General features: G+C 49.0%; 24 protein-coding genes. 17 read left to right on the plus strand and 7 right to left on the minus strand.

All coding sequences use genetic code 11. The annotated features are described in order from the left end of the window. Positions 1 to 154: 154 nt before the first annotated feature. On the minus strand, positions 155 to 589 hold the full coding sequence (locus S7335_RS21095; protein WP_006457810.1) for a nuclear transport factor 2 family protein: 435 nt from the start codon (positions 587 to 589) through the stop codon (positions 155 to 157). Between the two features lie 221 nt (positions 590 to 810). Beyond that, positions 811 to 1,185, minus strand: coding sequence for a VOC family protein (locus tag S7335_RS21100; protein ID WP_006458315.1), 375 nt, complete (start codon positions 1,183 to 1,185; stop codon positions 811 to 813). Positions 1,186 to 1,342: 157 nt separating this feature from the next. On the opposite strand from S7335_RS21100, the gene S7335_RS21105 reads away from it, so the two are divergent. From S7335_RS21105 to S7335_RS28555, 11 genes are all read left to right on the plus strand, one after another. Next, the gene (locus tag S7335_RS21105; RefSeq protein WP_006458073.1) at positions 1,343 to 2,164 is read left to right on the plus strand and encodes an alpha/beta fold hydrolase; all 822 of its coding nucleotides are present in this window, start codon (positions 1,343 to 1,345) and stop codon (positions 2,162 to 2,164) included. Between the two features lie 89 nt (positions 2,165 to 2,253). Further along, complete coding sequence (locus tag S7335_RS21110; protein ID WP_006458397.1) at positions 2,254 to 3,507, plus strand: TolC family protein; 1,254 nt, start codon at positions 2,254 to 2,256, stop codon at positions 3,505 to 3,507. Between the two features lie 220 nt (positions 3,508 to 3,727). After that, positions 3,728 to 4,810, plus strand: a complete 1,083-nt coding sequence (locus S7335_RS21115) for a transposase (RefSeq protein ID WP_038019365.1) — start codon at positions 3,728 to 3,730, stop codon at positions 4,808 to 4,810. Between the two features lie 282 nt (positions 4,811 to 5,092). After that, entirely contained in the window at positions 5,093 to 7,153 is a 2,061-nt protein-coding gene (locus S7335_RS21120) for a S9 family peptidase (protein ID WP_006458477.1), read from the plus strand. A gap of 100 nt (positions 7,154 to 7,253) precedes the next feature. Continuing rightward, a complete protein-coding gene (locus tag S7335_RS21125; RefSeq protein WP_071777038.1) occupies positions 7,254 to 8,456 on the plus strand; it encodes an HlyD family efflux transporter periplasmic adaptor subunit in 1,203 nt (400 codons plus the stop codon). A gap of 38 nt (positions 8,457 to 8,494) precedes the next feature. Next, positions 8,495 to 9,772, plus strand: a complete 1,278-nt coding sequence (locus S7335_RS21130; protein ID WP_157620609.1) for an FtsX-like permease family protein — start codon at positions 8,495 to 8,497, stop codon at positions 9,770 to 9,772. 49 nt (positions 9,773 to 9,821) lie between these two features. Then, positions 9,822 to 10,493: an ATP-binding cassette domain-containing protein gene (locus S7335_RS21135; RefSeq protein ID WP_006457820.1), complete on the plus strand. Its 672-nt coding sequence runs from the start codon at positions 9,822 to 9,824 to the stop codon at positions 10,491 to 10,493. Positions 10,494 to 10,534: 41 nt separating this feature from the next. After that, positions 10,535 to 11,125, plus strand: a complete 591-nt coding sequence (locus S7335_RS21140) for a glutathione S-transferase family protein (RefSeq protein WP_006458456.1) — start codon at positions 10,535 to 10,537, stop codon at positions 11,123 to 11,125. Positions 11,126 to 11,272: 147 nt separating this feature from the next. Continuing rightward, a complete protein-coding gene (locus S7335_RS21145; protein ID WP_006457963.1) occupies positions 11,273 to 11,755 on the plus strand; it encodes a GNAT family N-acetyltransferase in 483 nt (160 codons plus the stop codon). Continuing rightward, positions 11,752 to 13,008 carry a glycosyltransferase gene (locus S7335_RS21150; protein ID WP_006457736.1) on the plus strand — a complete coding sequence of 419 codons (1,257 nt, stop codon included), beginning with the start codon at positions 11,752 to 11,754 and terminating at the stop codon, positions 13,006 to 13,008. Before S7335_RS21145 ends, S7335_RS21150 begins: the two co-directional genes overlap by 4 nt. Before the next feature lie 7 nt (positions 13,009 to 13,015). Further along, positions 13,016 to 13,345 carry a hypothetical protein gene (locus S7335_RS28555; protein WP_006458036.1) on the plus strand — a complete coding sequence of 110 codons (330 nt, stop codon included), beginning with the start codon at positions 13,016 to 13,018 and terminating at the stop codon, positions 13,343 to 13,345. Positions 13,346 to 13,578: 233 nt separating this feature from the next. On the opposite strand, the gene S7335_RS21160 is transcribed toward S7335_RS28555, so the two are convergent. From S7335_RS21160 to S7335_RS28995, 3 genes are all read right to left on the minus strand, one after another. Then, a complete protein-coding gene (locus S7335_RS21160; RefSeq protein WP_006457894.1) occupies positions 13,579 to 13,932 on the minus strand; it encodes a DUF5673 domain-containing protein in 354 nt (117 codons plus the stop codon). A gap of 172 nt (positions 13,933 to 14,104) precedes the next feature. Further along, positions 14,105 to 14,806 carry an IS6 family transposase gene (locus S7335_RS21165; RefSeq protein ID WP_006458393.1) on the minus strand — a complete coding sequence of 234 codons (702 nt, stop codon included), beginning with the start codon at positions 14,804 to 14,806 and terminating at the stop codon, positions 14,105 to 14,107. Positions 14,807 to 15,101: 295 nt separating this feature from the next. Then, positions 15,102 to 15,545, minus strand: coding sequence for a helix-turn-helix transcriptional regulator (locus tag S7335_RS28995; RefSeq protein WP_006458146.1), 444 nt, complete (start codon positions 15,543 to 15,545; stop codon positions 15,102 to 15,104). Positions 15,546 to 15,738: 193 nt separating this feature from the next. Between S7335_RS28995 and S7335_RS21175 the strand changes: the two genes are divergently transcribed. Further along, positions 15,739 to 16,863 (plus strand): metal ABC transporter solute-binding protein, Zn/Mn family, encoded by a 1,125-nt coding sequence (locus S7335_RS21175; RefSeq protein WP_038019370.1) that lies wholly within the window; start codon positions 15,739 to 15,741, stop codon positions 16,861 to 16,863. Positions 16,864 to 17,210: 347 nt separating this feature from the next. Continuing rightward, positions 17,211 to 18,323, plus strand: coding sequence for a spore photoproduct lyase family protein (locus S7335_RS21180; RefSeq protein ID WP_006458037.1), 1,113 nt, complete (start codon positions 17,211 to 17,213; stop codon positions 18,321 to 18,323). A gap of 10 nt (positions 18,324 to 18,333) precedes the next feature. On the opposite strand, the gene S7335_RS21185 is transcribed toward S7335_RS21180, so the two are convergent. Beyond that, on the minus strand, positions 18,334 to 19,452 hold the full coding sequence (locus tag S7335_RS21185) for an aldo/keto reductase (protein WP_006458371.1): 1,119 nt from the start codon (positions 19,450 to 19,452) through the stop codon (positions 18,334 to 18,336). Positions 19,453 to 19,532: 80 nt separating this feature from the next. Between S7335_RS21185 and S7335_RS26345 the strand changes: the two genes are divergently transcribed. The 4 genes from S7335_RS26345 (at position 19,533) to S7335_RS21205 (ending at position 23,129) form a co-directional block, all read left to right on the plus strand. Beyond that, a complete protein-coding gene (locus tag S7335_RS26345) occupies positions 19,533 to 20,381 on the plus strand; it encodes an AraC family transcriptional regulator (protein WP_006458125.1) in 849 nt (282 codons plus the stop codon). Between the two features lie 66 nt (positions 20,382 to 20,447). After that, entirely contained in the window at positions 20,448 to 21,410 is a 963-nt protein-coding gene (locus S7335_RS21195) for a mycofactocin-coupled SDR family oxidoreductase (RefSeq protein WP_006457932.1), read from the plus strand. Positions 21,411 to 21,478: 68 nt separating this feature from the next. Further along, positions 21,479 to 22,369 (plus strand): glucose 1-dehydrogenase, encoded by an 891-nt coding sequence (locus tag S7335_RS21200; protein ID WP_006458398.1) that lies wholly within the window; start codon positions 21,479 to 21,481, stop codon positions 22,367 to 22,369. Between the two features lie 64 nt (positions 22,370 to 22,433). After that, positions 22,434 to 23,129 (plus strand): SDR family oxidoreductase, encoded by a 696-nt coding sequence (locus tag S7335_RS21205; protein WP_227500087.1) that lies wholly within the window; start codon positions 22,434 to 22,436, stop codon positions 23,127 to 23,129. 50 nt (positions 23,130 to 23,179) lie between these two features. Here the strand turns inward: S7335_RS21205 and S7335_RS26350 are convergent, their stop codons facing one another. Continuing rightward, complete coding sequence (locus S7335_RS26350; RefSeq protein ID WP_006457982.1) at positions 23,180 to 25,675, minus strand: ATP-binding protein; 2,496 nt, start codon at positions 25,673 to 25,675, stop codon at positions 23,180 to 23,182. Positions 25,676 to 25,759 lie beyond the last annotated feature (84 nt).

Raw genomic sequence — 25,759 nt, forward strand, 5'->3', positions numbered from 1 at the left:
ACTCTCCTACTGAAATAGAATAATGCAAACAAGGTTCTAAATCTTTGGCAAAGCATCCATGAGAGCTTCTAGCGTCTTTAGAAACTCTGGACAAAGGACAGCGCTGATAAAACCACAAGACAGGACTGATCGCATGGGGCGAGCTGATACTTGATTAAGCAGCCATATCTAAAGCACGCTCTAGGGAATCCGGTTTCAAGGGCTCTGTGCGATCTACATAGAGAGAAGGAATATCCCACACTTCTACAATCAGGCCGTTGACAATCCGCCAAACAATAACCGCGTCTAGTTCTATATGAGCACCGTACAGCAGCATATGGTCTACAACGTGAGCGATGACCAATTCATCACCGATGGGTACGAGACTGACGGGTTCAATCCGAAAGGTACTACCAGTATATCGCTGTAGCCTTCTGAAAAATATTCTCAGACCCTTTATGCCAACGTAGTTGCCTTGAACATCTCTCAGCTTTGGATTGAAAGAATGCCAGACGAATTTATCACTAAAGAGATCAGGAGATGCAGCTAAATTATCAAAGTTTAGCTGCTGGACTAGAGAGATATTGGGATGTGCTATTGCGTTGATCATTTTTTATTGATTTTAGCTATGCTTAATTGCAGTTCCTCTGTCAGTATTTGATCGATAAAGGCACCTGCTAGTTCAATAGAAGCGAAAGCTACTGTTATTTTCTATAGCGGAGCGTCATGCGATCAGATGACTATTGTCATACCTTCTTGTAACCAGACGTGATGACATATAAAAATCAACTCGATTGGTTCCCTAATGGAGCGGAGTGTACCGCGATTAATTCATGCACATGGATAACAGAAAATGTTCAACTTGTTGCCATCCAAATCTCTAAAGTAACCTACATAAAAATCATCGCCTCGAAAGTCAGGTGCGCCTTCGTCCTTACCACCCAGCGCTAATGCCTTTGCATGAAAGCTATCTACAACGTATCGACTTTTAGCCATCAGGGCCACCATTACCCCATTGCCAGCGCTAGCAGGCTTTCTATCGAAGGGCTGAGTAATCGTCAGCATTGGCCTTTTTTCTCCAAAGCCCCATGACACAGAGCTTCCGGTTTTAAACGTCTGCGTGGCTCCTAATTCCTTCAACAGAACGTTATAGAATCTTTCTGCTCTTTCTAGATTGTTTGTGCCTAACGTGATGTAACCAATCATATAAATTTCCTTGCCTTTAAGGTGGCTTACTCTAGAGAAGCGAGATTCTTTGTCATTATCCATATTCAGAAGTCACGCAATTGAATGACTTTTGTCATCGCGATCGCAGACCCGATTCAGCTACGCTCAGTCACCGTGAGACATATAGCAAGCGCCTATGATTTTCAATCCGATGGCCCTCAACATTGAAGAAAATAGCGTAGGTATCGACAATACGCATATGGACTATGTTGCATTTGGTCGAGGGCAGCAACCTTTCGTGATTTTACCTGGGCTGAGCGATGGCCTCAAGACTGTTAAGGGGCAGGCCGTGGCGCTAGCTTTTTACTGCAGGCAGTTTACAAAAGACTTTAGAGTTTACGTTTTTAGTAGAAAAAATGAATTAGAAGAAAGCTACAGCACGCGGGATATGGCCAGAGATCAGAATGCTGCGTTGGAAAGGCTAGAGATTGAGAAAGCCTACGTTATGGGTGTTTCGCAAGGAGGGATGATTGCTCAGCATTTGGCAATTGATTTTCCTCATAGCGTTGAGAAACTGGCAATCGCGGTCTCAATCGCCAGACAAAATGAAATCATTCAGCGCGTTGTGAAAAGTTGGATAAATCTGGCAAAAGCAGGCGACTATCGATCGCTCGTGATTGACACGATGGAAAAGACGTTTACTGATAAGCATCTTAGACTCTATCGCCCCCTTTATCCGGTGATTAGCCGAATTGGAAAGCCTCCATCCTTTACCCGGTTTTTGATTCAGGCATCGGCCTGCCTGACGCATGACGCTTATCAAGAGCTAGGTACTATTCAGTGTCCTACGCTTGTGATTGGTGGAGACTGCGATCGCGTAGCAGGCAAAGGCACCTCACAAGAAATAGCAGCGAGCATCAAGCACAGTCAGCTTGTTTTATACAAAGGACTTGGCCATGGTGCCTACGAAGAAGCAAAAGACTTCAATCAGCAGGTAAAAGAATTTCTGCGTTCCTAAAAGATAGAAGGCTGAAGACTGCATATCTTGCTAGGGCATGGGTGCGGTTGTTTCTGCCGACAAATTTGTTTTGAGTAAGTTATCTACACATGAAACGTCTCAAGTCTACTTTATTACTGCTCTTGATTAGTGGGCTAGTTAGTTGGCTGTCAGAAGCTACGATCGCAACCTCAATCTCAAAGGAAACTACGGAAGAAGATCTCGTTTCAAATCCCAATCCGCTCAGCGTACCAACCCTGCCAGAGGAAGTACAGCTAGAACAAAATCCAGTCATCACCCTAGAGCAAGCAGTGCAGGTAGCCTACCAAAACAATCAGGCGTTGCAGGTAGCCTTACTTACCCTAGAACAGAGTGAAGCTGCCGTACAAGAAGCGAGAGCTGCTTTATTTCCAACAGTCTCTACAGAAGCAAACCTAATCAATATTCAAGACAGCGGATCTAGAACCACGGCAGATGCCACTGTAAAAATTGAATATGACATTCTAACGAGTGGCTCGCGACGGGCCTCGATTCGGGTGGCTGAACTAGAGCGCGAGGCAAGTGCCCTAGCTGTGGAGACGCAGCAGGAGCAAATTCGCCTCGACACAGCTACCGCCTACTATGCGCTGCAAGAGGCGGGCGAAAATGTCCGTATCAATCAATCATTTCTCACGGAAGCTGAGCGCAATTTACGCGATTCTCGGCTGCGTCAGGAGGTCGGTGTAGGGACTCGGTTCGATACGCTGAGGGCCGAGGTACAGTTTGCTAATGCTCGTCAGTCACTGATCTCGTCACAGGCAGAAGTAAGCATTGCCCGTCGAGATATTGCTCGATTGCTGAATCTACCCCTTAGGAATGGTTTGACAGCAACTCCGGTCGCCATTGCTGGAACCTGGTCACTTGCTTTAGAAGAAAGCATCATTCTCGCTTTTCAAAACCGTGCGGAGCTAGCGCAGCAGCTAATTGATGTTGACATTGCTGAACAGCAGCGCCGAATTGCTTTAGCAGGCACTCGCCCGCAAGTGAGTCTTTTTGCCGACTACGAGATCTCAGAAGTACTAGAGGGCGCTACTGTCCTAGAAGATGACTTCAATGATGATTTCCTAATAGGAATCCGGTTTGGGATGACTCTTTTTGATGGAGGTGCGACCCGTGCTAGTGCCAGACAGCGAGAAATCGCTGGTGCTGTTAGGGAAGAACAGTTTAGTGAAACCCTCGACCAAGTCCGATTTGAAGTAGAACAAGCCTATTTCAATCTACAGTCCAATCAGGAAAATATTGAAACTTCTCAAGTAGCTGTGACCCAAGCTGCGGACGCACTTGCCTTGGCAAATTTGCGCTTACAGGCTGGGGTTGGTACCTGATTGGCTGACAAAAGATGCAATAGCCAGGTTGAATCGCTGTCATACAGGGACTTGAGAGCCGCAAAGGTTGCGAGGGGGAGCCAGCGTTCTAAGATTTAGATGCAACTCAAAACCAAAGGAACGCTGTGAAAAAAACTCCCGCCTCTACGATGCCTTGAAAGCCTGGCTGGGTCAAGATTGCCCCTGGGCACATCTATCGCATCTAACGACCTGCTGTTGGATGGTGTTTGCGCTGATTCAAACCGGCAGCGTCAGCCTGACAAAGTGGACAACCTACTTGCCCTGTCGCGGTCTCTACGCCCAGAGTAAACAAAGACGGGTGCGTCGCTGGTTAGGCAATAGCCGCATCAACATCCACCGATTGTACAAACCGCTGATTCAAGCGGCCTTGGCGACCTGGGAAGCCGAGTGCCTTTATCTTTGTTTAGACACCTCGCTGTTTTGGGAGCAGTACTGCTTAATTCGGCTAGCCGTGGTGTATCGAGGCCGCTCCATTCCTCTGGCTTGGCGAGTTCTAGAACACAACAGTGCCTCTGTTGCGTTTGAAGCCTATGAAGAACTGCTCAGGCAGTCTACGCAATACTTGCCTTCAAACGCAAACATGATTCTGTTGGCCGACCGAGGCTTTGTGCATACCCGTGCGATGACGCTGATAAAACAACTCGGCTGGCACTACCGCATCCGTATCAAAAGTGACACCTGGATTTGGCGACCCGGTTCCGGCTGGTGTCAACCTAAATCGTTTCACCTAGAACGAGGTCGGGCACTATGTTTCCACCACATCAGACTCCATCGTCACGAACAGTACGGCCCAGTGCATGTCATCATCGGGCGCAACAACATCAATGGTGAACTTTGGGCCGTCGTCAGCGACCAGCCCACTAGCCCGCAAACCTTTATGGAATATGCCTTGCGCTTCGATATCGAGGAAGGATTTTTAGACGACCAGTCCGCCGGTTGGAATCTACAACGCTCTGAGATTCGAGGCCTCACTGACCTCTCTCGCTTATGGTTTATTCTGGCAGTAGCCACGCTTTACGTCACGGCTCAAGGCGTAGCGGTTGTGCAATCAGGCCGTAGGCGATGGATTGACACACACTGGGATAGAGGCAACAGCTACTTTCGCATCGGATTGGAGTGGACTAAGGCGGCTCTGCTCAACGGTTGGCAGGTGATTAAACAGGCTTGTTTTACCTCTCACATTGATCCGCAACCGGCGATGGCTTCTAGGCCACAACACAACAAGAAGTCCGGGCGCTTGCTCGATTTCAGCGTGATTACCGTTAAGTTTGTTCCTGATTAAACTTTTGTCAGCCAATCAGGGTTGGTACACAGCTAGAGGTGCTGACTGCCCAAAGAGAGCTGATAGAGGCCGAAGGCAATAGCATATCGGCGATTCTAGGCTATAACCGAGCGCTAGTTTCAATCGAGAGAGCAGTCAGCAATATGCAGCAAACGTCTTCATTGTAATCTTACTTTTGTCGTGACAAAGGTCATTAGAGACGATGACTTTTAGATATGGAAAGCGTTTGCTAGACTCGCTAACTTTCATAGTGTAAGCAGCCTTTAAAGCGAATTAGTGAATATGAAACGGTTTTATCTAAAAACGGGACTGATGCTCGCATCTGCCAGCATGATTACTTTGGGCCCTATCTTTAATCCTTTACCTTTTGTACCAATGTCAGTCGCTACTGCCGAAGATTTGACCAATCAATCTACTCTGCCGCCGCTAATCGAGCGGGAGCTGTTCTTTTCTGATCCAGAGATTTCGGGGGCGCGGCTCTCTCCAAACGGCCAGTTTGTTGCTTTTCGAAAGCCACTAGATGGCATTGTTAATGTCTGGGTGAAGGGCATTGACGAGCCAATGGATGCCGCTCGCCCCGTGACAGCGGATGTAGAAAGCCCGATTATGATTTACTTTTGGAGCGCCGACGGTCGCTATATTCTGTATGGACAAGATACTGGCGGCAATGAGAATTTTCGACTCTATGCGGTGGAGCCGGAAGTGGTAGGTGAGGCGGGTGTTGGCGCGCGCGATTTAACACCGATAGAAAATGTTACAGCTACAGTCTATGCGATTCCTAAGGAGACACCGAATCAAATTGTGATTGGGCTCAACGATCGCGATCCGCGAGTGCATGATGTTTACCGTCTAGATTTGACGACTGGCGATCGCACGCTACTCATCCAGAACGATGGCACTGTTGCTGCCTGGGCTGCCGACCATAAAGGCGACATTCGCTTGGCCTACCGTCAGTCTTTAGAAAATGGTCAGGAGATTCTCAAAGTAGAAGAGAACGGCGACCTAACGCCTATCTACACCTGTAGCCTCGAAGAAGCTTGTGGATTACTTCAGTTTCATCCGAATGATCAACAGATCTATCTAAAAACGAACAAAGGCGTAGATCTTGCTCAGCTAGAGCTGCTTGATGTGGACACAGGAGAAACCGAGCTGGTAGAAACCGACCCTGAACAGCAGGTAGATTTTGGCGGCGCGTTATTTTCACCCGCAACCGATGAGCTGGTAGCGACTTATTATGTGGGCGATCGTCGCCGCATTTATCCCAAGTCCGATGAGTGGTCAGCCGATTTAGCTTTTCTCCAACAGCAGCTTCCCGACGTTGAGCTTTCGGTAGACTCTGTGACTACCGACGACCAGCTTGCTTTAGTGAGCGTTCAAAGTGACGTGAATCCCGGCGCGATGTATTTGTTCGACCGTAGTGCTCAGAGCCTGGAAAAGCTCTACGATGTCTCGCCAGCGCTGCCAAGCGAACACTTAGCCTCGGCCAAGCCGATTCGCTACGAGGCCCGTGACGGCGTAGAGATTCCCGCTTATCTGACGCTGCCCAAGGGAGTCTCGCCAGAAAATTTGCCTGTTATTGTTTTTCCTCACGGTGGGCCTTGGGGAAGAGATTCCTGGGGCTATAGTCCGGTGGCTCAGTTTTATGCCAATCGCGGCTATGCGGTACTACAGCCGAACTTTCGAGGATCGGCGGGCTATGGCAAGGCTTTTTTGAATGCGGGTAATCAACAGTGGGGCACGGGCGTTATGCAGCATGACGTTACCGATGGCATGCTGCATTTAATTGACGAGGGCATTGCCGATCCTGAGCGGGTGGGGATTATGGGATTCTCTTATGGGGGCTATGCCACGTTAGCGGGGTTGGCGTTCACACCAGAACGGTATGCGGCAGGGGCTTCTGTCGTTGGCCCCTCTAGCCTAATTACCCTAATGGAGAATATTCCGCCCTACTGGGTGCCGATCCAAGATTCTATGGATTTACGAGTCGGTGATCCAAGTGATCCGGTTGATCGCGATCGCCTAGCCGCACAGTCTCCTCTATTCTCAGCAGACAAGATTCAGGCGCCTTTGTTGGTCGTACAAGGTGCCAACGACCCGCGCGTGCTTCAGCAAGAGTCCGACCAGATTGTAAAGGCGCTAAGAGATCTAGGCCGACCGGTAGAATACTTAGTCGCGCCAGATGAAGGACACGGCTTTAGAAAAGAGATTAACGCGCTGGCGATGACGGCTGCTCTAGAGCGTTTCTTTGCTGAACATTTGGGCGGGCGCTACCAGTCAGAAATGTCGCCGGAGCTAGCCACACAGCTAGAGAGCCTAACGGTAGATATCGACACGATTCAGTGATAGGCAAAAGTGAGGAGAAATGTCACCGAACCTAATGACAAATGTCATCGCGATCGCCCAACAATCTGGGCTAGAAATAAGAACAGAAGTTGGCTAGTTCATGTTGAAACAGAATACTCTTCAATGGGATTTTCGGCGGCCTCTGCAATGGCCTCTTCGATGGACTTCCTCACTTACCCTGATTGCTTTAATTTCTGTCGGGTGCAGCTCACCGTTTAGTGCTACAGGCAGCACTGAGATTACACCAATAACTGTGGAAGTTAGCTCGGTGGTTGCCCTGGGGCGGATTGAGCCAGAGGGTGAAGTGATTCGTCTATCGGTGTCAAATGCGGCGGATAGTCGCGTTAATGAGATTCGAGTCAGTGAAGGAGATTGGGTAGAAGCGCAGCAGGTGATCGCCGTGCTGCAAGGAGCCGAGCGGCGGCAGGCCGATTTGAATTCGGCCTACGCACTGGTGCGACAGCGACAGGCGGAACTCGCTCAGCAACAAAATGGCAGCGTCAAGCCTGCCTCTCTCAGCGCGCAGCGGGAAACCATTGCTCGGCTAGAAGCTCAGCTTTCGACCCAAAGCCGCCAAAGAGAAGCTGCGATCGCTAAGGCTCAGGCTGTGCTCCAAGAGTCTCAGGCAAAGTACCAACGCTATCAAGCATTAGCCGCTGCCGGAGCGCTTGAGCGCGTAGAACTCGATGTTGCCTTACGCGATTATGAAACGGCTCAGGCCAATTTAGCGGTAGAACAATCTGCCAGAGAAGAAACAGAAAAGACACTCAGCGCTCAGATTGCAGAAGAAAAAGCCAGGCTGACTGAGCTAGGCCAGGTCTTACCCGAAGCGGTTGAGATTGCCTATGCCCAGCTAGAACAAGCTCGAATACAGGTTTCTCAAAGTCAGGCTGATTTGGACGATGTGCTAGTGCGAGCACCGGTGGCGGGGCAAATTCTCAAGATCAACACTCGGGTGGGAGAACAGGTGAATACACAGCAAGGCATCGTGGAACTGGCCCAAACCGATCAGATGATGGTGATAGCAGAGGTCTACGAAACGGATATTCGCAAGGTGAGCCTAGGTCAGCCAGTAGAAGTCACTAGCGAATATGGTGGGGTGGAAACAGATCTGACGGGAGTAGTCGATCAAATTGGCTTGAAAATAGGGAAAGCGAGCTTTGGTGGAGAAGATGCTGATCCCACGCAAGACGTCAATGCGCGCGTTGTGACGGTAAAAATTCGTCTAAATGATGAAGACAGCGAGCGGGTAGCGGCGCTGACTGGCATGCAGGTCAGAGTCTCTATTGACACCGATGCGTAATCAGTATCTATCAGCAAAATCATTACTGGACTTGTTTTATGCGGAAGTCTCTGATTCCTCGAATGCTGATCAAACAGATGCCTTTTGAGAGGCCACTAGCCTGGGCGCAGCTTTCTCATCAAAAGATTCGGCTAGCGGTTGCGATTACAGGCGTGAGCTTTGCCAACATTCTGATGTTTACCATGATGGGACTGCAGACCCTGCTGACGGATGGCGCTACTACTCTGCACGAAAGTTTAAAGGGTGACCTCTTTCTTATGTCTTCATTTAGTCCTACGCTGCGGATACCGCTACCGATTCCGCGTGCCTATTTGCTGCAGGCGGATTCGGTAGACGGCGTGAGTATGGCCGCGCCGATGTACATCAGCAGCGCAAACTGGACAGATCCGGATCAAATCAAATCACCCTCGGAGCGTTTCTTAGAAGATAGTGCTGCTGAGGAGCGTCCTGAGTGGTCACCAGAAGAAGAGTCCGCTGGCGATATTTTTGGCAACCAGGTGCGGATAGTGGCCTTTAATCCAAAACAGCCTATTTTGGATATTCCAGAGGTAGAGCAGCAGATCGATCGCCTCAGCAGTGCCAATGCTGTTTTGTTCGATCGACTCTCACAGCCTTCGTTAGGAGAGATTCCTACCCTGCTATCTACCTCTGATGATGTACAAACCTTGATGGGCGGTCGCCGAGTCACGGTCGTCGGTCTGTTTAGCTTAGGCAGCACCGTAATCGAAAAGGGCACGGTGGTGATGAGCGACTGGAACTATACCCAGTGGGCCGGGCCGCAGGCGCTAGAGCAGGTGAGTTTGGGGATTTTGACGCTAGAGCCAGGCAGTGACATAGCAGCGGTGCAGACAGCGATTCAACAGTATTTACCAGGTACTGTTGATGTTTTGACCCTAGAGGAGCTGCTGGCAAAAGAGAAAAAGTTCACCGATGAAGATCCAGGCGGCATTATCTTCGGCTTTGGTAGCATGGTGGGCTTTGTGGTAGGCATTGTGATTGTTTATCAGGTGCTGTATACCGACATCAGCGATCATTTGCCAGAGTATGCCACGCTCAAGGCAATGGGCTACAGCGATGCGGCGTTGCTACGGGTGGTCTTGCTAGAAGCTATTTTGTTAGCGGTGCTGGGCTTTGTTCCTGGGTTTGTGACTTCTCTAGGACTTTATCAGGTGCTAACGGTGATGACTCGGATCCCGCTGGTGATGAAGAGTGCGGTTGCTGTTCAGGTGTTTGTGCTGACGCTGGTGATGTGTAGTCTGTCGGGTGCGATCGCCATGCGACGTCTCCAGTCAGCCGATCCTGCCGACGTTTTTTAAGGGTACCTTTAGTGATGGTTTCAGTAGCACCTAAACAGGAGAAAGCGTTATGCCTCCAACTGTGACAATCAACAATCTCAGTCACGCTTTTGGCAAAGGGCAGCTCCGCCGAACCGTGCTGACAGATATTAGCCTAGAACTTCGTCCAGGAGAGATTGTGCTACTTACCGGGCCATCCGGCAGCGGAAAAACCACATTACTCACCTTGATGGGTGCTCTGCGGTCGGTGCAGTCAGGCAGCCTAAAGATTCTCGATCAAGAGCTGAAGGGCGCGCGAAAGCGAAAGCTAGTCAAGCTACGCAGCCAGATTGGGTTTATCTTTCAGTCTCATAATTTGCTTGATTGTTTGACTGCAGCAGAGAACGTGGGAATGGCTTTGAAGCTGCACGGTGGGTCATTGCGCGATCGCCGCGACCAATCTCATGAAATGCTAAAAACAGTAGGACTAGGAGAGCATAGTCACAAGCATCCGAGCCAGCTTTCCGGTGGACAAAAGCAGCGGGTTGCGATCGCGCGTGCCCTAGTCTCTCAACCCAAAATCGTCCTAGCCGACGAACCCACCGCCTCCCTAGACAGCCACTCCGGGCGAGACGTTGTAAATTTAATTCAACAGCTCGCCCACCATCAGCACTGCACCGTTCTACTCGTCACTCACGATGCCCGTATTCTCGATATTGCTGACCGCACCTTGCATATTGAAGACGGACGATTGAGCGTATAGCATACTTTGCAAAAAGAAAGTAAAAAAGAGGAATTCACACAATGTTAAAGCTTTACCACAATCCAATGACCCGATCTCTTCGAATACTCTGGCTACTCGAAGAATTGGGCCTAGATTATCGTTTAATCCCAGTTGAGTTTGTTCCACCCGTTGACGGTAAGATCTTTTCTCAAAAGACACCAACCGGAAGATTTCCAACGCTTGAAGATGAAGAAACGTCACTTTGCGAGTCGGGAGTGATCGCTCAATACCTAATCGAACGCTACGGAGAAGGCCATCTTGCCCCCTCGATCAATTCTTCCCTAAGAGCAAAGTATCTCCAGTGGACACATTTTCCAGAAGGAACAATCAATCCCTATCTCAACGCTATTCAGAGGTTCTCAAAATCAATGCCGACTGTAGTGAACACGATGAAAGAAGAGCTAGATATTGCGCTTGCCTTCGCCAGTGACGAACTGGCCAATCAGCCCTATATCGTGGGAGAAAAATTTACTGGCGCAGACATCATGTTAGCGGTCAGTTTGCTATCAGCTAACATGCTTGGATTAATTGCCGATAAGCACAGCAACATTTTATCGTATTTCAATCGATTGCAATCTAGAGACGCATTAATTAAAGCGTTGCAAAGCTAAATGCTTCTCTACTGCGCTGTCCTATTGGTTACTTATAATACTCGCATTCTCAATATTGTTGATCGCATCTTGCACATTGAAGACGGACGATTGAGCCTGTGAAGGGACTATCCCTGATTAATATACACGTAAGATAGGAGAATATTCATGACGCGCCTACGAAGATATGATTCAGAAGATTGGGATGCTATTGCTGAAATCCATGATCGTACCAGATTAGATGAACTAAATGCTTCAGTTGGAACCGAAGCGTTCTTGTCATTAGCGGCTACAGCTGAAGAGGAAGAATTGTTTGCAGGAGAAGTTTGGGTTACTTGCGACGACCATTTCATCCTTGGATTTGTTGCCTTTGCTGATAATGAGGTGAATTGGCTGTATGTGTCGCCCGACTATTACCGCCAGGGAATTGGAAGATTACTGTTACGGCACGCCATTAACCGATGCGGCAAAACCGTGGGTACTTCTGTGCTAAGCGATAACAATGCAGCCTTGCAGCTCTACTTAAGTGAGGGGTTTCAGATTGTAGAGACAGAAACAGGAAAGCTTGCTGGCAATGAGGCTTTCTCGGCCACAGGGCATGTTCTTGAGCTTGATAAGCAACTGTTGAAAAATTCAAAGGTGACATCGTGAGCCGAATTGTGTTGACTACGTGGGGTTCTCTGGGCGATCTGCATCCTATGCTTGCTTTGAGTCTGGAGTTGCGCGATCGCGGTCACCACATCATACTCGCAACAGCAGAAAGCTATCGAAACCAAATCGAGTCTCTAGAACTTGAGTTTTACGCAATTCGTCCTGATTTACCCGAAGATCCACAGACAATCAGTAAGATAATAGATCCCAAAACAGGATCAGAAGCTGTTCTAAAAGAGATTGTTTTAGGCAGCGTGCGAGATACCTATGATGACTTGATGGCGATTGCTCAAGCTGCCGATCTCTTAATTGCTCATGAGATCGTCTACGCTGCGCCTCTAGTGGCGGAAGTGCTGAAGTTACCTTGGGCTAGCTGCACCTTAGCGCCAGCTGCATTCTTCTCAGCCTATGAGCCAATTGTCATCTCGGGCTATCCCGCTCTATCGAAGCTACACCGTTTCGGGCCAAAGGTTAATCGTTTGGCTGTAAATTCCGCTAAGCTGACAACTCACCCATGGGGAGATCCTATCTACCAACTCTGTAAAGAACTTAGACTACAGCCCATCCAAAACCCAATTGTTGGCAACGACAAATACTCTCCTCATTTGGTATTAGCTTTATTTTCGTCGCTGCTAGGAACATTAAAACCCGACTGGCCACCGAATGTTGTAACCACTGGCTTCACCTTCTACGATGGAAACTCAGCGCAGCCCATTAGTCCAGAACTAGAAGACTTCTTGAACTCTGCTGAGCCACCTCTCGTCTTTACACTAGGCTCGGCAGCAGTCAACGCGCCTGGTGATTTCTATGCCGCCAGCGCGTGGGCCGCTATCAACTTGAATCGCCGTGCGGTGCTGCTACTCGGTCAAAATCCACCACCCCAAAACTTACCGGCTAGCATCTTCGCCTGTGACTATGCCCCCTACTCAAAAATCTTTCCCCGCGCCTGTGCGATGGTCCATCAGGGCGGCATCGGCACCACAGCGCAGGCTCTGAGAGCTGGTCGCCCAACGCTAATCATGCCGTACAGCCTCGATCAGCCCGACAATGCGGCGCGGGTTCAACGATTAGGAACGTCTCGCACGCTCTCTCGCAAGAATTTCTCAGCATCACAACTGACAGAAGAACTGAGAACACTCCTTGATACTCTTGGCTACGCAACCAAAGCAGCAGAAATTGGACGCATAATAAGTTTAGAAAAGGGCGTAGACGTAGCCTGTAATGCCATAGAAAATCAAATTAAAGAAAGTTGAGAAGGTCATGCCATCCGATATTATCCTAATTGGCCCTCAGACAGCTGGAAAGTCTACCGTTGGCGCACTTTTAGCAAACCGCCTCAACTTGCCGCAGTGCTCAATGGATGAACACCGCTGGCGCTATTACCAAGAGATTGGCTATGACGAAGCTCTAGCAAAACAGAAGCAAAAAACTGAAGGCGCTCGGGGACTTATTCAATACTGGAAACCTTTCGAGGCATATACTGTAGAGCGACTGCTCTTAGAGCATACAAACTGTGTGATAGATTTCGGTGCGGGTCACTCAGTCTATGCTGTTTCAAAGGGTCAAACAGGCTCTCTCAAGCTATCCTAATGTTGTTCTTTTGCTACCATCACCAGATGTAGAGGAATCAATCGATATTCTAGCCGAACGTAACCGACATCTACCAGCAGACATCCGCAGTACCAATGAGTATTTTGTAAGACATCCCTCGAACAGCGAACTTGCTAAGTTTACGGTATATACAAAGTCAAAAACACCACAAGAAACCTGTGATGAAATCTTGTGGCTGGTCAATGTTTCGTAGCTCTACTGTTTATAACTTTCTACTGATTAGAGACATAGGTGCTGGCAATTCGCTCAATCTCATCGCGGGTCCCCCGTGGCACTTTGATGTTGATGACTTCAGATATCAAAGATAAGCGGCGCTTTAGCTGAATGGTCCATACATCAGGCTGTGAAACCTCCCATCTGTAGGCGCTAATCCGTCGCCAGGGAATAAACGTATAGAGAAAACAAAAGCCGTTTTCCCTTAGCTCTAGCTTGCTTAATCCAAGGGATATTAGCAAAATAGCAAGTGTCCACCAGAACATGACTCTAGGTAACTGCAAAAGTTTATCTGTTGGCTCAGGGCTCTGCAAAAGCCGCTCCAATGATAGCCAAGTCACAAAAGTAGCCACGCCGCTCTCTGCAATTCCAACCCACAGCAGTATTTGGTTATGCCAGGTTCGACCCGCATCGAAAAGTAAATCGCCTGTCTTCCGTTTGCGATAAGGCCAGCTGGGATTGTCAAGTTAACGCCGACTACAAAAAACTGAGACGTTTTTACTAGGAGAATTCTGTCCGGATGGTCTATGCGATCACACTTACCCCTGTAAGTGATTTCCAACTGTCGATCCGTTGACGCATCGTTGCTCGATATTCTGAAGCCGTCTGTTTGTGCTGATTGGGATGGAAATGACCGCGTATCGGTTCGAAGGCCGACAGAAAGCGTTGCGCTTGACTCACAGATTTGAAGCGGCCCATTCGTCTCTCTCTGATTCGGGTCGGTCTATGTGAGTTCTCAGCTCGATTGTTCAAGCCTTTGTGCTGTCTGTGTTCCACACCCTTCAGGATTTCCTTCTTCGCTGCCCCATAGCTTTTCAGCTTATCGGTAACGATGCCTCTGGGGGCAAAGCCTGCTGGCTTGAGCAGTTTCCGGAAAAACTTCTTCGCGGCTGCTTTGTTGCGGTGGCGCTGCATTAGGATATCGAGCACTACACCATGCTGGTCAACAGCCCGCCACAAGTAGAACTGCTCGCCCTTAATCTTACTGACCACTTTGTCTAAGTGCCACTTGTCACCAGGCTTTGATCGCCGCTTACGGATTTGATTCGCGTAGCCTTGAGCAAACTTGAGGCACCATCCCCTGATCGCCTCATAGGTCACTGTGATGCCCCGATAGAGCATCATTTTCTCGATGTCACGGAAGCTTAACGGGAAAGTGTAGTACAGCCACACACAGTAGCTGATGATGTCGGCTGGGAAAAGATGGCCACCGTAGGGATTATTCATTCGCCCACCCTCTCAAATCCAACAGCTCGCAGTCAAATCTAGCCAACTTGACAATGCCGCTTGTACTGCTGAGTACACAGATGTCACTATTTGTAACTATTAACGGTACAAAGGAAGCAGATGAATTGTTCTGGTAAACGAGGGTTTGTTCAAAGTACCTGCTCGCTGTAACCGCCATTGTTTCTTGGAAAGGCGATCGCCCTACGGTTCTTCTGTCTTTTTACACGTGCGATCGCATAGTTTGACCAGGCTGACTACTAGTGAAAAGTAGTGAAAAGACGGTAAGTGCCCTGCGTCACTCGCTTAGCTGCTGCAAAGCATGACTCAGAACATCTACAATCCGCTCGTCTGCTAGAAAGTAGTACGCAAGCTTGCCGTCACTTCTGTGTTTCAATATTTTGAGATCGCGCAACTTCCGCAGATGGTGAGAAGCCGCTGCTATCTTGACGTTGAGTAGCGACGCTACATCACACACACAAAGCTCTCGCTCATTGCTTAGGGCAAGAAGAATTTTTAGGCGCGATCTATCTGCTAACGCACTAAACAGGACTTGAGCACTAGCTAGCAGTTCCTCCTCTGGCATCGCTTCACTGACCTGAGTTACCAGCGCCTGATTAAAGCACTGAACTTGGCAAACGTCCCTAGCCCTGCTTCTAGATAAGGCACTAGACGATGAAGCGTTTGACAACGGAGCTTTAGGCAAAGCCTTTGGCAGCGTTTTTGAAGAAGCTTTAATCACGAATTTAGGTGCATGAGGGTAAACAGACTCATTCTATCGATCAACTGCCTTTGGATTTTGCCGACCGACCTTGAGTCCAAGAAATCGACCCAAGTTTGAAGAATAGTCGACTATCTACTAAAAGGATGTTGCGAAGGAAACTTCTTGCGATAGTATGATTTGACAATGATAATCGTTATCAAAGCATAGCGCCATGCATAAATCACTACGCCTGCTTTCGCAACTGTCTGCTTTGTCACTAGTACTAGGCGCAGTGGGCTGCACTCAGTCCGACAGCACTCAGCCGCAGACTGATGCAGAATCTGTTACTGGGCCTCAGGTGGTTGCTTCTCACAGCGTACTTTGTGACATGACTGAGCAGATCGCTCAAGATACCGTAGATTTGAGCTGCCTAATTGACGCAGGTCAAGATCCTCATACCTACAGTGCCACCCCAGCAGATCGGCGGGCCGTTGAGGATGCTGATCTGGTTTTATATGGCGGCTATAGCTTTGAGCCTGAAATAATTCAAATGATTGAGGCGACTGACACACCCGCGCCCAAAGTTGCTGTGTCAGAGGTGTCCGTATCAGACCCGTTACTGGGTGAACCTCATGACCACGACCATGACCATGGAGAAGGCGAAGCCCATACAGAGAGAGAGCATGAGGACGAGCATGAGCACCATGCAGAAGGCGAAGTACACTCAGAAGATGAGCATCATGCCGAGGACGAGCATGAACATCACGCGGAAGGTGAAATGGTGCCAGACCCTCACGTTTGGCACAATGCTAAAAATGGGATAGCGATGGCAAGAGTCGTTCAAGCTCAGCTTAGCGAACTCTCTCCAGAGAATGCTGAGCTGTATGAGACTAACGCTGAAACCCTGATCGCTCAGATAGAACAGCTTGATACTTGGATTCAGGCCCAGATAGATACCATTCCTGCCTCTAGCCGCACGCTGATTAGCACTCACGAAGCGCTTGGCTACTATGCCGATGCCTATGGGATTGAACTTGAGCCTGCTCTTGACGGGTTTAGTACAGAGGGGGAGCCCTCAGCCGCAGACGTCAAGGAACTAACAGAAGTTGTCGAATCAAAGAGCGTACCTAGCATTTTTGTAGAATCTACCAGCAATCCGGGCCTGATTGAAACCGTCTCCAGAGAAACTGATATCGCGGTCTCACAAGATCCAATCTACGCTGATGGATTGGGCAGCTCTGAAACATCGGCAGCGACTTATCAGGGAATGCTTATTACTAATACCTGCACTATCGTCAATGGTTTAGGCGGCACTTGCGATCAAGCTGCATCCGAAGCTTTTTTGTCTGCTCAATAGCTCAGTGCTGTAGTAAACAGTGCTGTAGTAAACAGAGACAATCTCACAACGTACTGACCTTAGGTTACTCAGGCCGAGTATGGACCGACTATGAACCGACTATGGACTATGGCAACGACCGCCGCTCGCTTTTTCAGTAATGTTCGGTAATGTCCTTATGCCAGTCGATCAGACAGGTAACTTTTTGGGGCCCCGATCGCCAGATGTCATAATTCGCATGTCTGAGCGATCGCATTCAAGATCTTAAAAACGACTGAACTTAGACTCAGCTCGGTTTACCGCCCTCCCACCGACTGTCAAACTCTCTATCATGTAAGAGTCAAAGAACGAGCGCAAAAGGCCAACATATGGAAGCTTGCACGTCAACCGCTACGACTGCCAATCTCCTTGCCAAAGATCAACTACAGCGCCTACTCAACATTCAAGAAATCTACTACCAGCCTGATACCGTTAACTATGACCGTGGTCTCGAACTACTTGGCCGCTATCCAAATGCTAAGAAAATAGAAGTTGCCTCTCACTGGAACATTCCTGAACTGCATGGTAACGAAGGCGCTGTAGAAGATTGGAATAGAATCAAGCGGACTGTGCTGGTCCTTGGCACAAAAAAGTCTATTAGTGCTCGCCAGAATACTCGCTCCTCGAATTGGGTTGCGCCTTCTCATGCAAACGGATGTGCGATGGCCTGTGCTTACTGCTACGTGGCTCGGCGTAAAGGTTACGCGAATCCGATTACGACTTTTGTCAACATCGAACGGATTTTAGGCTATCTGAAGCGGCACTCGGCTAAGCAAGGCAACAAGCTTCAAGCTGACCAGGTAGACCCGCACTACTGGGTATACGAGATTGGTGAGAACAGCGACTGTTCTGTCGATGCTGCCATTTCAGATAATGTCAAAGACATTGTGACACTCTTTCGTAGCTTGCCAAATGCAAAGGCGACCTTTGCAACTAAGCGGGTGAATCGTGATCTGCTCACCTACGATCCACAAGGCAAAACTCGCATTCGCTTTAGCCTGATGCCTGAGCGCATTGCCAAAGTTGTAGATGTTAGGACCTCCGCGATTAGCGATCGCATTGCGGCTATTAATGACTTTGTAGAAGCTGGGTACGAAGTGCATGTGAACTTCTCTCCAGTTATCTTCTATGAACAGTGGATAGAAGACTATATAGAGCTGTTCGGCGCTCTCAACAACGTACTATCCAAAGCAGCGAAACAGCAGCTCAAGTGCGAAGTCATTTTCTTGACGCATAACGATCAGCTACACAACGTCAACATGGGCTGGCATCCACAAGCAGAAACATTCCTATGGCGACCTGAGCTTCAAGAGGAGAAACGTTCTCAAACTGGTGGTGTGAACGTTCGTTACCGCCGTGGCTTCAAAGGTCAGTTGGTGCGAAAGTTTGAGGCGTTACTAAGCAGAGAGATGCCGTACTGTACCGTTCGCTATGCCTTCTAGGATTTTTTGTTTAGTCTGCTTTCTTCTCTGTCGTACCTGCACCCTCTCCTGAAATAAGCACAGGTTGCTGATAGCCGATAGGTTTATCACCTACTGAGGCACCACCATGAACCATACTCTGTAAGCTTGGCTCAAAAAAAGTATAGGGGAAGCGCGTTTCAGGCTTACTCACATCATCTAGCCGCTGCTGTAAATCAGTTGGTAGCTCGAAGTCTAAAGCGCCTAGATTATCTTCTAGCTGATGTAGCTTCGTTGCGCCGACTAAGACACTTGCAACGCTAGGTCGATTGACTACCCAGTTTAGTGCGACTTGAGCCATAGAGCGATCTAACGCTTTGGCAACCTGCTCTAGCTCAGAGACAATCTTCCAGTTTCGTTCTGTGAATTTGTTGAATGCGGGGTTATCACCGCCTGCCAATGTAGCCAGTCGGCCTGAGCCTTCAGCACCTGCTTCTGAAGGCTTATACTTACCCGAGAGCAATCCGCTAGCTAGCGGCGACCATACCATAATGCCAGTGTCTAGCGCCTTCGCTAGCGGCGCATACTCAAACTCGATGTTGCGCTCTACTAGAGAGTACTCAAGCTGAATAGTGCTAATAGGCTCTAGATGACGCTCCTTTGCAAGCGTCTGGGCTTGAGCAACGTACCAAGCAGGTGTATCAGAAAGGGCAATGTGACGGACCTTGCCTGAGCTGACCAGATCGTTCAACGTGCGCATCACCTCCTCAGCAGGCGTCACACTATCCCAGGTGTGCAGAATATAGAGGTCGATATAGTCGGTTCCCAAGCGCTCTAAAGAGCCTTCAACCGCTCGCATGATATTTTTGCGTCCGTTGCCGCCTGCGTTGGGGTTGCCAGGTTCAGCGTTATAGCTGAATTTAGTAGAGATAACAACGCGATCGCGGCTATTACTATCTTTGACAAACTGTCCTAGCATCTTCTCGCTGTTACCGTTGGTATACATGTCGGCAGTGTCGATGAAGTTGCCGCCTGCTCCTAGATACTTATCAAAGATTTGGCGAGCAGTAGACTCGCCAGCCCCCCAGCCCCAATCTTCGCCAAACGTCATAGTTCCTAAGGCAAGGCGACTAACCCTTAGTCCGGTGTTTCCAAGCGTGTAGTAGTCCATATTGACTGTTCTCAAAGCTCAATTCAAGGCTACATTTTAAGTAAGAACGCCTTCACGCTCTAGTACAGAATTGCTGCTTTATGAGAACCCCAGCTGCTGAGATCTCCGTCCAGGCCTATGAATCTGACGGTCTCCTTTTAGAGCAGTATGCTTACACTGTTGGGCTCGTCGAGCCAATTCCTAATCACAGTCACGAAGACTATCAGTTTGCATTGAGCCTCAATCACCACGGCGAGTATACCTATCGGGGTGAGGTTCATCAGATTCCGGTAGGTCAGTTGAGCATCATTCACTCAGGTGAAGTTCATGCACCTAGCGATCGCCCTGCTTTAGATGAGCCGGCCCATTTTGCTATGGCGCACATCCATCCGAAATGGCTGAACTCAGTGGCGGCTGAAGTTTTAGATAACCCTAAGAGCGACCCTTTTTTCTCAGCAGTGCTGCCTCCAGATGCGCTGTTGAACCACCTTTTTTTGGAGTTGTCTACGATCACTCTGCAAAAGAGTTCGCAGCTAGAGCAGGACGTTGCACTCTGGGATTTTCTCTCTTATTTGATTAGCCGCTACGCGCTTGATAAACCTACAACAAGCTCGTCTAAGCCTTCTCGTCAAGCGGTTTTACTAGCTAGAGACTATCTGCGGGCACATTACAGTGACGATGTTTCCTTAGACAATCTAGCAGCAGTGGCTGGTCTTAGTCGCTTCCATTTCTGTCGCCTGTTTCGAAAGGAGATAGGCGTTTCGGCAAGTACCTATCAAACACAGCTACGATTGGCGGAAGCTAGAAGGTTACTGGCGCAAGGTACTCTAATTTCAGAGACTGCGATCGCTACTGGCTTCTACGACCAAAGTCACTTTGGTAAGCACTTCAAGCGGCACGTCGGTACCACGCCTGCAAAATACACCAGCCAGATAGCAATATCGTCCTAGAGCTGTTTTGGAGTGATTGATACGCTAATGGCCAAGTAAGTATCGAGCTAAAAGAGAACTGTTCTTATGTCAGACGTAAGCCGCCGCCGTATCCTACTAGGGGGCGTAAGTGCAGCAGGCGCTGCTGCCGTGGGCGTTGCCGGGTCGAAGAGTGCAACTGCTCAGCAAGCACAAGTATCACCGCAGGTTCGAGCGGCAGGTTCTGGTAGACTCGCTGGACAAATCGCCATGATCACAGGCGCAGGTCGGGGCATCGGACGTACCACTGCGGTTGCGTTTGCAAGAGAAGGCGCGAGCATCCTAGCCATAGACATTGCCCGAAACATTCCAACAGCGCCGTATCCAATGGCTTCTGAAGCTGATCTAGCAGAGACAAAGCGGCTAGTAGAAGCTGAGGGGCAACAGTGTCTGACTACAATCGCAGATGTCAGGGAGATTGACCCCCTGCGTCAAGCAGTCGCTTTGGCAATCAACGAGCTAGGCAAAGTGGATATCTTGTTTGCCAATGCTGGTATCGCCACGATGGACTCTTCGCTGCTTGATATGACCGATGCTCAGTGGCGCGATGTATTAGAAGTTAATCTGACTGGTACGGCCAATGCAATTAGAGCGGTCTTACCACATATGGTTGAAAGAGGATCTGGTAGCATCGTCGCTAACTCCTCTATTGGCGGTCGAATCGGTACCCCAGGTGTTGCTAACTACGGTGCGGCAAAGTGGGGCATCATCGGTCTTGTCAAAGCAGCGGCGCTTGAGGTTGGAGGAAATGGCATTCGAGTAAACGCTATCTGTCCGACTTTTATAGATACGGTGTTGACGACCCAAGGCACCGCTTTACCTGGAATGCCAAACCCAACGGTAGAGGAGTTAGAAGCGATCGCCCAGCAAGCTCATGCGCTCCCGGTTGGCATCCTTGAGCCTAAAGCCGTAGCTGATACGGTTGTGTTTCTTGTCTCAGAAGAAGCTCGTTATCTAACGGGCGGCGCTATTGATATTGCCGCAGGCAGTAACGCCCGCTGGTCGGCATAGCAGAGCCTTAGAAGAAAAGACGAGAAGACGGTTGAACAGAGAAAGTAAGAGAAAAAGGAGATTTCCGTATGTCTGATATGAGCCGTCGCAAGCTGGTTACAGCCGGAGCAATTGGAGCGGTTGGCCTGACAGCCGCTGTTAGCGCTCAAAGTGCAAACGCAAACACGCAAAACCCACCAGCGCCTCAAGTTGTTGTCTCGAACGGCAGCCGATTTACAGACAAAATTGTGCTGATTACAGGCGCTACGTCAGGTATCGGAGAATCGACCGCGAGAGCCTTTGCCGCCGAAGGTGCCACTGTCCATTTTTGCGGACGTCGAGAAGAACTTGGAGAGCAAGTCGCACAAAGTATTCGAGAGGCGGGTGGAAAAGCAACTTACCAGAAAGCTGATGTTCGTTCTGAGTCCGAGATTCAAATGTTTGTTGATACTTGCGTCTCACAGTACGGCAGAATCGACATCGCCTTCAACAATGCGGGTGTAGAGAGTTCGCCCGCCACAATTGCCGAACGGCCCCTAGAAGAATGGATGAACGTAATGACGACGAACGCCACCGGCGTTTTCTTGTCTATGAAGCATGAGATACCCCAAATGCTAAATCAAGGTAGCGGCATCATCGTCAACAATGCTTCTGTTTCTGGGCACACGGGCTTTGCAACGATTGCGCCTTACAGCGCCAGTAAGCACGCGGTCGTCTCGCTAACGAAGGTCGCAGCACTAGAATACGCGGACAAGAACATTAGGGTGAATGCGATCGCCCCAGGTGCTGTGGATACTCCTATGCTGAGAAGGGCGATCGCAGCGTGGAACACTAATGCTGAAGCAATCTCACAAGACTACCCAATCAAGCGCATTGTCATGCCTGAAGAAATTGCGAGAAGTGTGTTGTTTCTCTGCTCGGATGAAGCAACCTGCATTGTTGGCATGGATTTAGATGCGACAGGGGGCTATTTAGCATGAACAAGGCTCAATATTGGATAGCTTATTAAACTTCTAACGACCGATATTAAGGAGAAAGTGAATGATGCAGCGTGTCGCATTGGTAACGGGTGCTAATCGTGGCATCGGCTTTGAAGTGGTTCGTCAACTGTCTCGTGAAGGCATGACAGTTCTATTAGGCTCTCGTAGCTCGGAGAAGGGAAAAGCTGCTGCCGAACAACTGCAGGCAGAAGGTCTAAACATTGTAGCTTGTCAGCTGGACGTAACGTGCTCAGCTGACGTTGAACGGATCGCTACACAACTCTCTAGAGACTATGGCCGATTGGACATTCTAGTTAACAACGCTGGAATCTTATACGACACTTGGCAAACAGCAGCAGGTGCGGATCTTGAAGAAGTTCGATTTGCCTTTGAAACCAATACACTCGGCCCTTGGCAAATGGTGCAAGGACTCTTGCCACTGCTTAGAAACAGTGAGCACGGTCGTATCGTCAATGTCTCAAGCGGTGCTGGCTCACTGCGTGGTATGAGTGGGAAAACGCCAGCTTATAGCGTTTCTAAGGCCGCACTCAACGCGCTAACTATTATGCTGTCGAAAAACCTCAAGGAAGATGCCATTTTAGTCAACGCGGTTTGTCCCGGATGGGTCGCAACTGATATGGGTGGCTCTGGTGGCCGTCCTGTAGAAGCGGGCGCTGCTAGCGTTGTTTGGGCTGCGTTGCTAGCAGATGACGGACCGACAGGTGGCTTCTTTCGTGATGGCAAACCCTTAGCTTGGTAGTCAGTCCAAATCTAATGAACTAGACTGCCCCACTCTGCGGAAACGTGACTTTAAGGCCTGGTTCGTTCGGAGCAATTACGAATGGGGACTGTAATGACAAATTTAGTCCCGATGCCTTCTTCAGAAAGGCATTCGATTTGGCCATGGTGCTTTTCAACCACGATTTGGTAGCTAATTGCCATGCCCATGCCAGTCCCTTTACCCACTTCTTTGGTGGTAAAGAAAGGATCGAAAATTCGGTTCCTGACAGCAGGTGGAATACCTGTGCCATTATCAGAGATGCTAACGATAATCCTCTCATCATAAGATTCTGTTCGAAGCGTAATTTGGGGTGTTTTCTTAGCATTTGGGTTCTTCTGTAGTTCGCTCTCTAACGCATCAATCGCATTTGCCAAAATATTCATAAAGACTTGATTGAGCTGGCCAGCAAAGCACGCTATCGGCGGAAGATCACCAAAGTCTCTTACTACGGCGATCGCCGGTCTGTCAGGCTGAGCTTTGAGTCGATGTTGTAAGATTAGCAGTGTGCTGTCTATGCCTTGATGAATATCAACAGTCTTACGTCCGGCTTCATCTGTCCGCGAGAAATTACGTAGAGATAAAATAATCTCTCGAATTCGTTCTGTCCCTGTTTTCGTAGATTGAATTGTTTTCTTGAGATCTTCTCGAACAAAATCTAACTCTAGTTCTTCGATAGCTTCTTGAATCACCTTGCAAGGCTCAGGATAGTGCGTCTCATAGAGCTGTACAATACGAAGCAGATCTTGGGTGTAGCTGTCTATGTATTCGAGATTGCCATAAATGAAGCTGACAGGATTGTTGATCTCGTGGGCAATGCCGGCCACCATTTGGCCAAGACCTGACATTTTTTCAGTTTGAACGAGCTGGGCCTGGGCCTGTTTTAGGGTTTCGAGCGTTGATTCTAGCTGTTGAGCTTTTTCTTCAGCAACGGTGGCGCTGTTGTTTGCCTGAGCTAATAGACTTGACTGATGAATCGCTACGCCTACTTGAGCCGCCAGGGTCTTTAACAGATCTATTTCGTGCGCTTTCCAGTTTCTACACTCCGAGCACTGATGGACGATCAATAACCCCCAGAGTGTATCTTGAACCAAAATAGGCACAATTAAGTTGGCGACTACGCCCAGCCTTATCAGGTAGTTCTGATGATGCTTGTCAAGCTCTGTCGTGGCGGTGTTGGCGATCGCATGCACCTGTCCTTGCTGATATTGGGGCACAAGCTGTTGGTGAAACTGGTTATTCACGCCAGTATCACCCAAAATAGAGGAACAACCTTCAGCAACAGATTCCACCGCAACCTGACCATTCCAATTCTCGCTAAAACGGTAGATGAGCGCTCGCTCAACAGTGAGCAGCTGGCGCACTTCATCGACTGTGGTTTGCTGAATAGACTCTAGCTTGAGCGACTGCCTGATCTGAGTTGAAAGCCGGTTGAGCAGTTCACTCTGTTTTGCAAGTTTACGAAAGGTGGCTACAGACTGTTTGAGCAAATCTTCAGCAATCTTACGTTCGGTAATATCTTCAATAGTCCCCAGCAGCCCAACGACGTTTCCTTCTGTGTCATGTAGGGGGAATTTGCTGGTTTCACGCCAGCTAAGTTGTCCATTGCCCTGACGCTGAGATTGTTTAATCCGGAGCATCGGTGTGTTGGTGTCTATCACTTGGCGATCGCACTTGCGATACCAGTCTTTTTGTTCTGGAGTCCAAGGCAGGTCATCGTCGGTCATGCCTGGAACATTGTTAGAGTCACCTAGCCCGGCCATTTCAGCCCAACGGCGATTACTGCCAAGATAAACGCCTTCTCGATTTTTCCAAAAGATGTACTGAGGAATGCTATCAAGAACAATCTGTGTAAAGTCGGCTAGATGCTGCGTTACTCCTGTTTCTGTTGACTCCAACTTTTGGGCATCTCTACCTGTCTTGGTACATTCTTTGGGCTTCAGTTTTATGGGCTCTATTAGTTTTGTAGGCTCTAATTGTCTGCTCGGCCTATCGGCTAGGCTATCTGCTGGATAATTAGCTGATGGACTATTCCTGCGATCAATCGCGCTTGACTGAGCGATTGGGACATCTGCCAAAGAAGCGGTCTCTAGGCCTGGCATTTCAGCTCCTACCAGCGAATGAGACGATATGATTGGGCGGCTGACACTCAGAATTTGACACAGCCGATCTTGACTATCTCTCAAAGGCGTATAGCTTGTTTCATAGTGTGCGATACCAGCTGCGGTAGGAACGCTCTGAATTCGCCGCTCGGCGCGTCCTGTGTTCAGCACGATGGTAACTGCGTCAGCGACCTGTCTCCAATAGGCTTGCCTCGCCGCTGATTGTTGCGGATACGAAGCAAGATCTAAATCGGTTTGACCGATGACGGTTTCCGCAGAACAGTCAAGTAGCTTGGTAAGTGCTGGGCTGACGGCGCTGTATTGGCGATCACACCCGTGACAGGCCATGATTTCGATGGTTTGAGTCACTAAATACCGAAGATCACGCTCAAAGTTCGAAGCAGTGACGGCTGTTGAAGCGTTCATGGGCCCGTTGAAAATCTTGTCAGGTCAGCAAGGATATGACGATTGCTGTCTTATCATTCCCCGGACTTGTCGATAAGCTTGGAG

The organism is Synechococcus sp. PCC 7335, assembly GCF_000155595.1.
In the GTDB taxonomy this organism is placed as follows: Bacteria; Cyanobacteriota; Cyanobacteriia; order Phormidesmidales; family Phormidesmidaceae; genus Phormidesmis.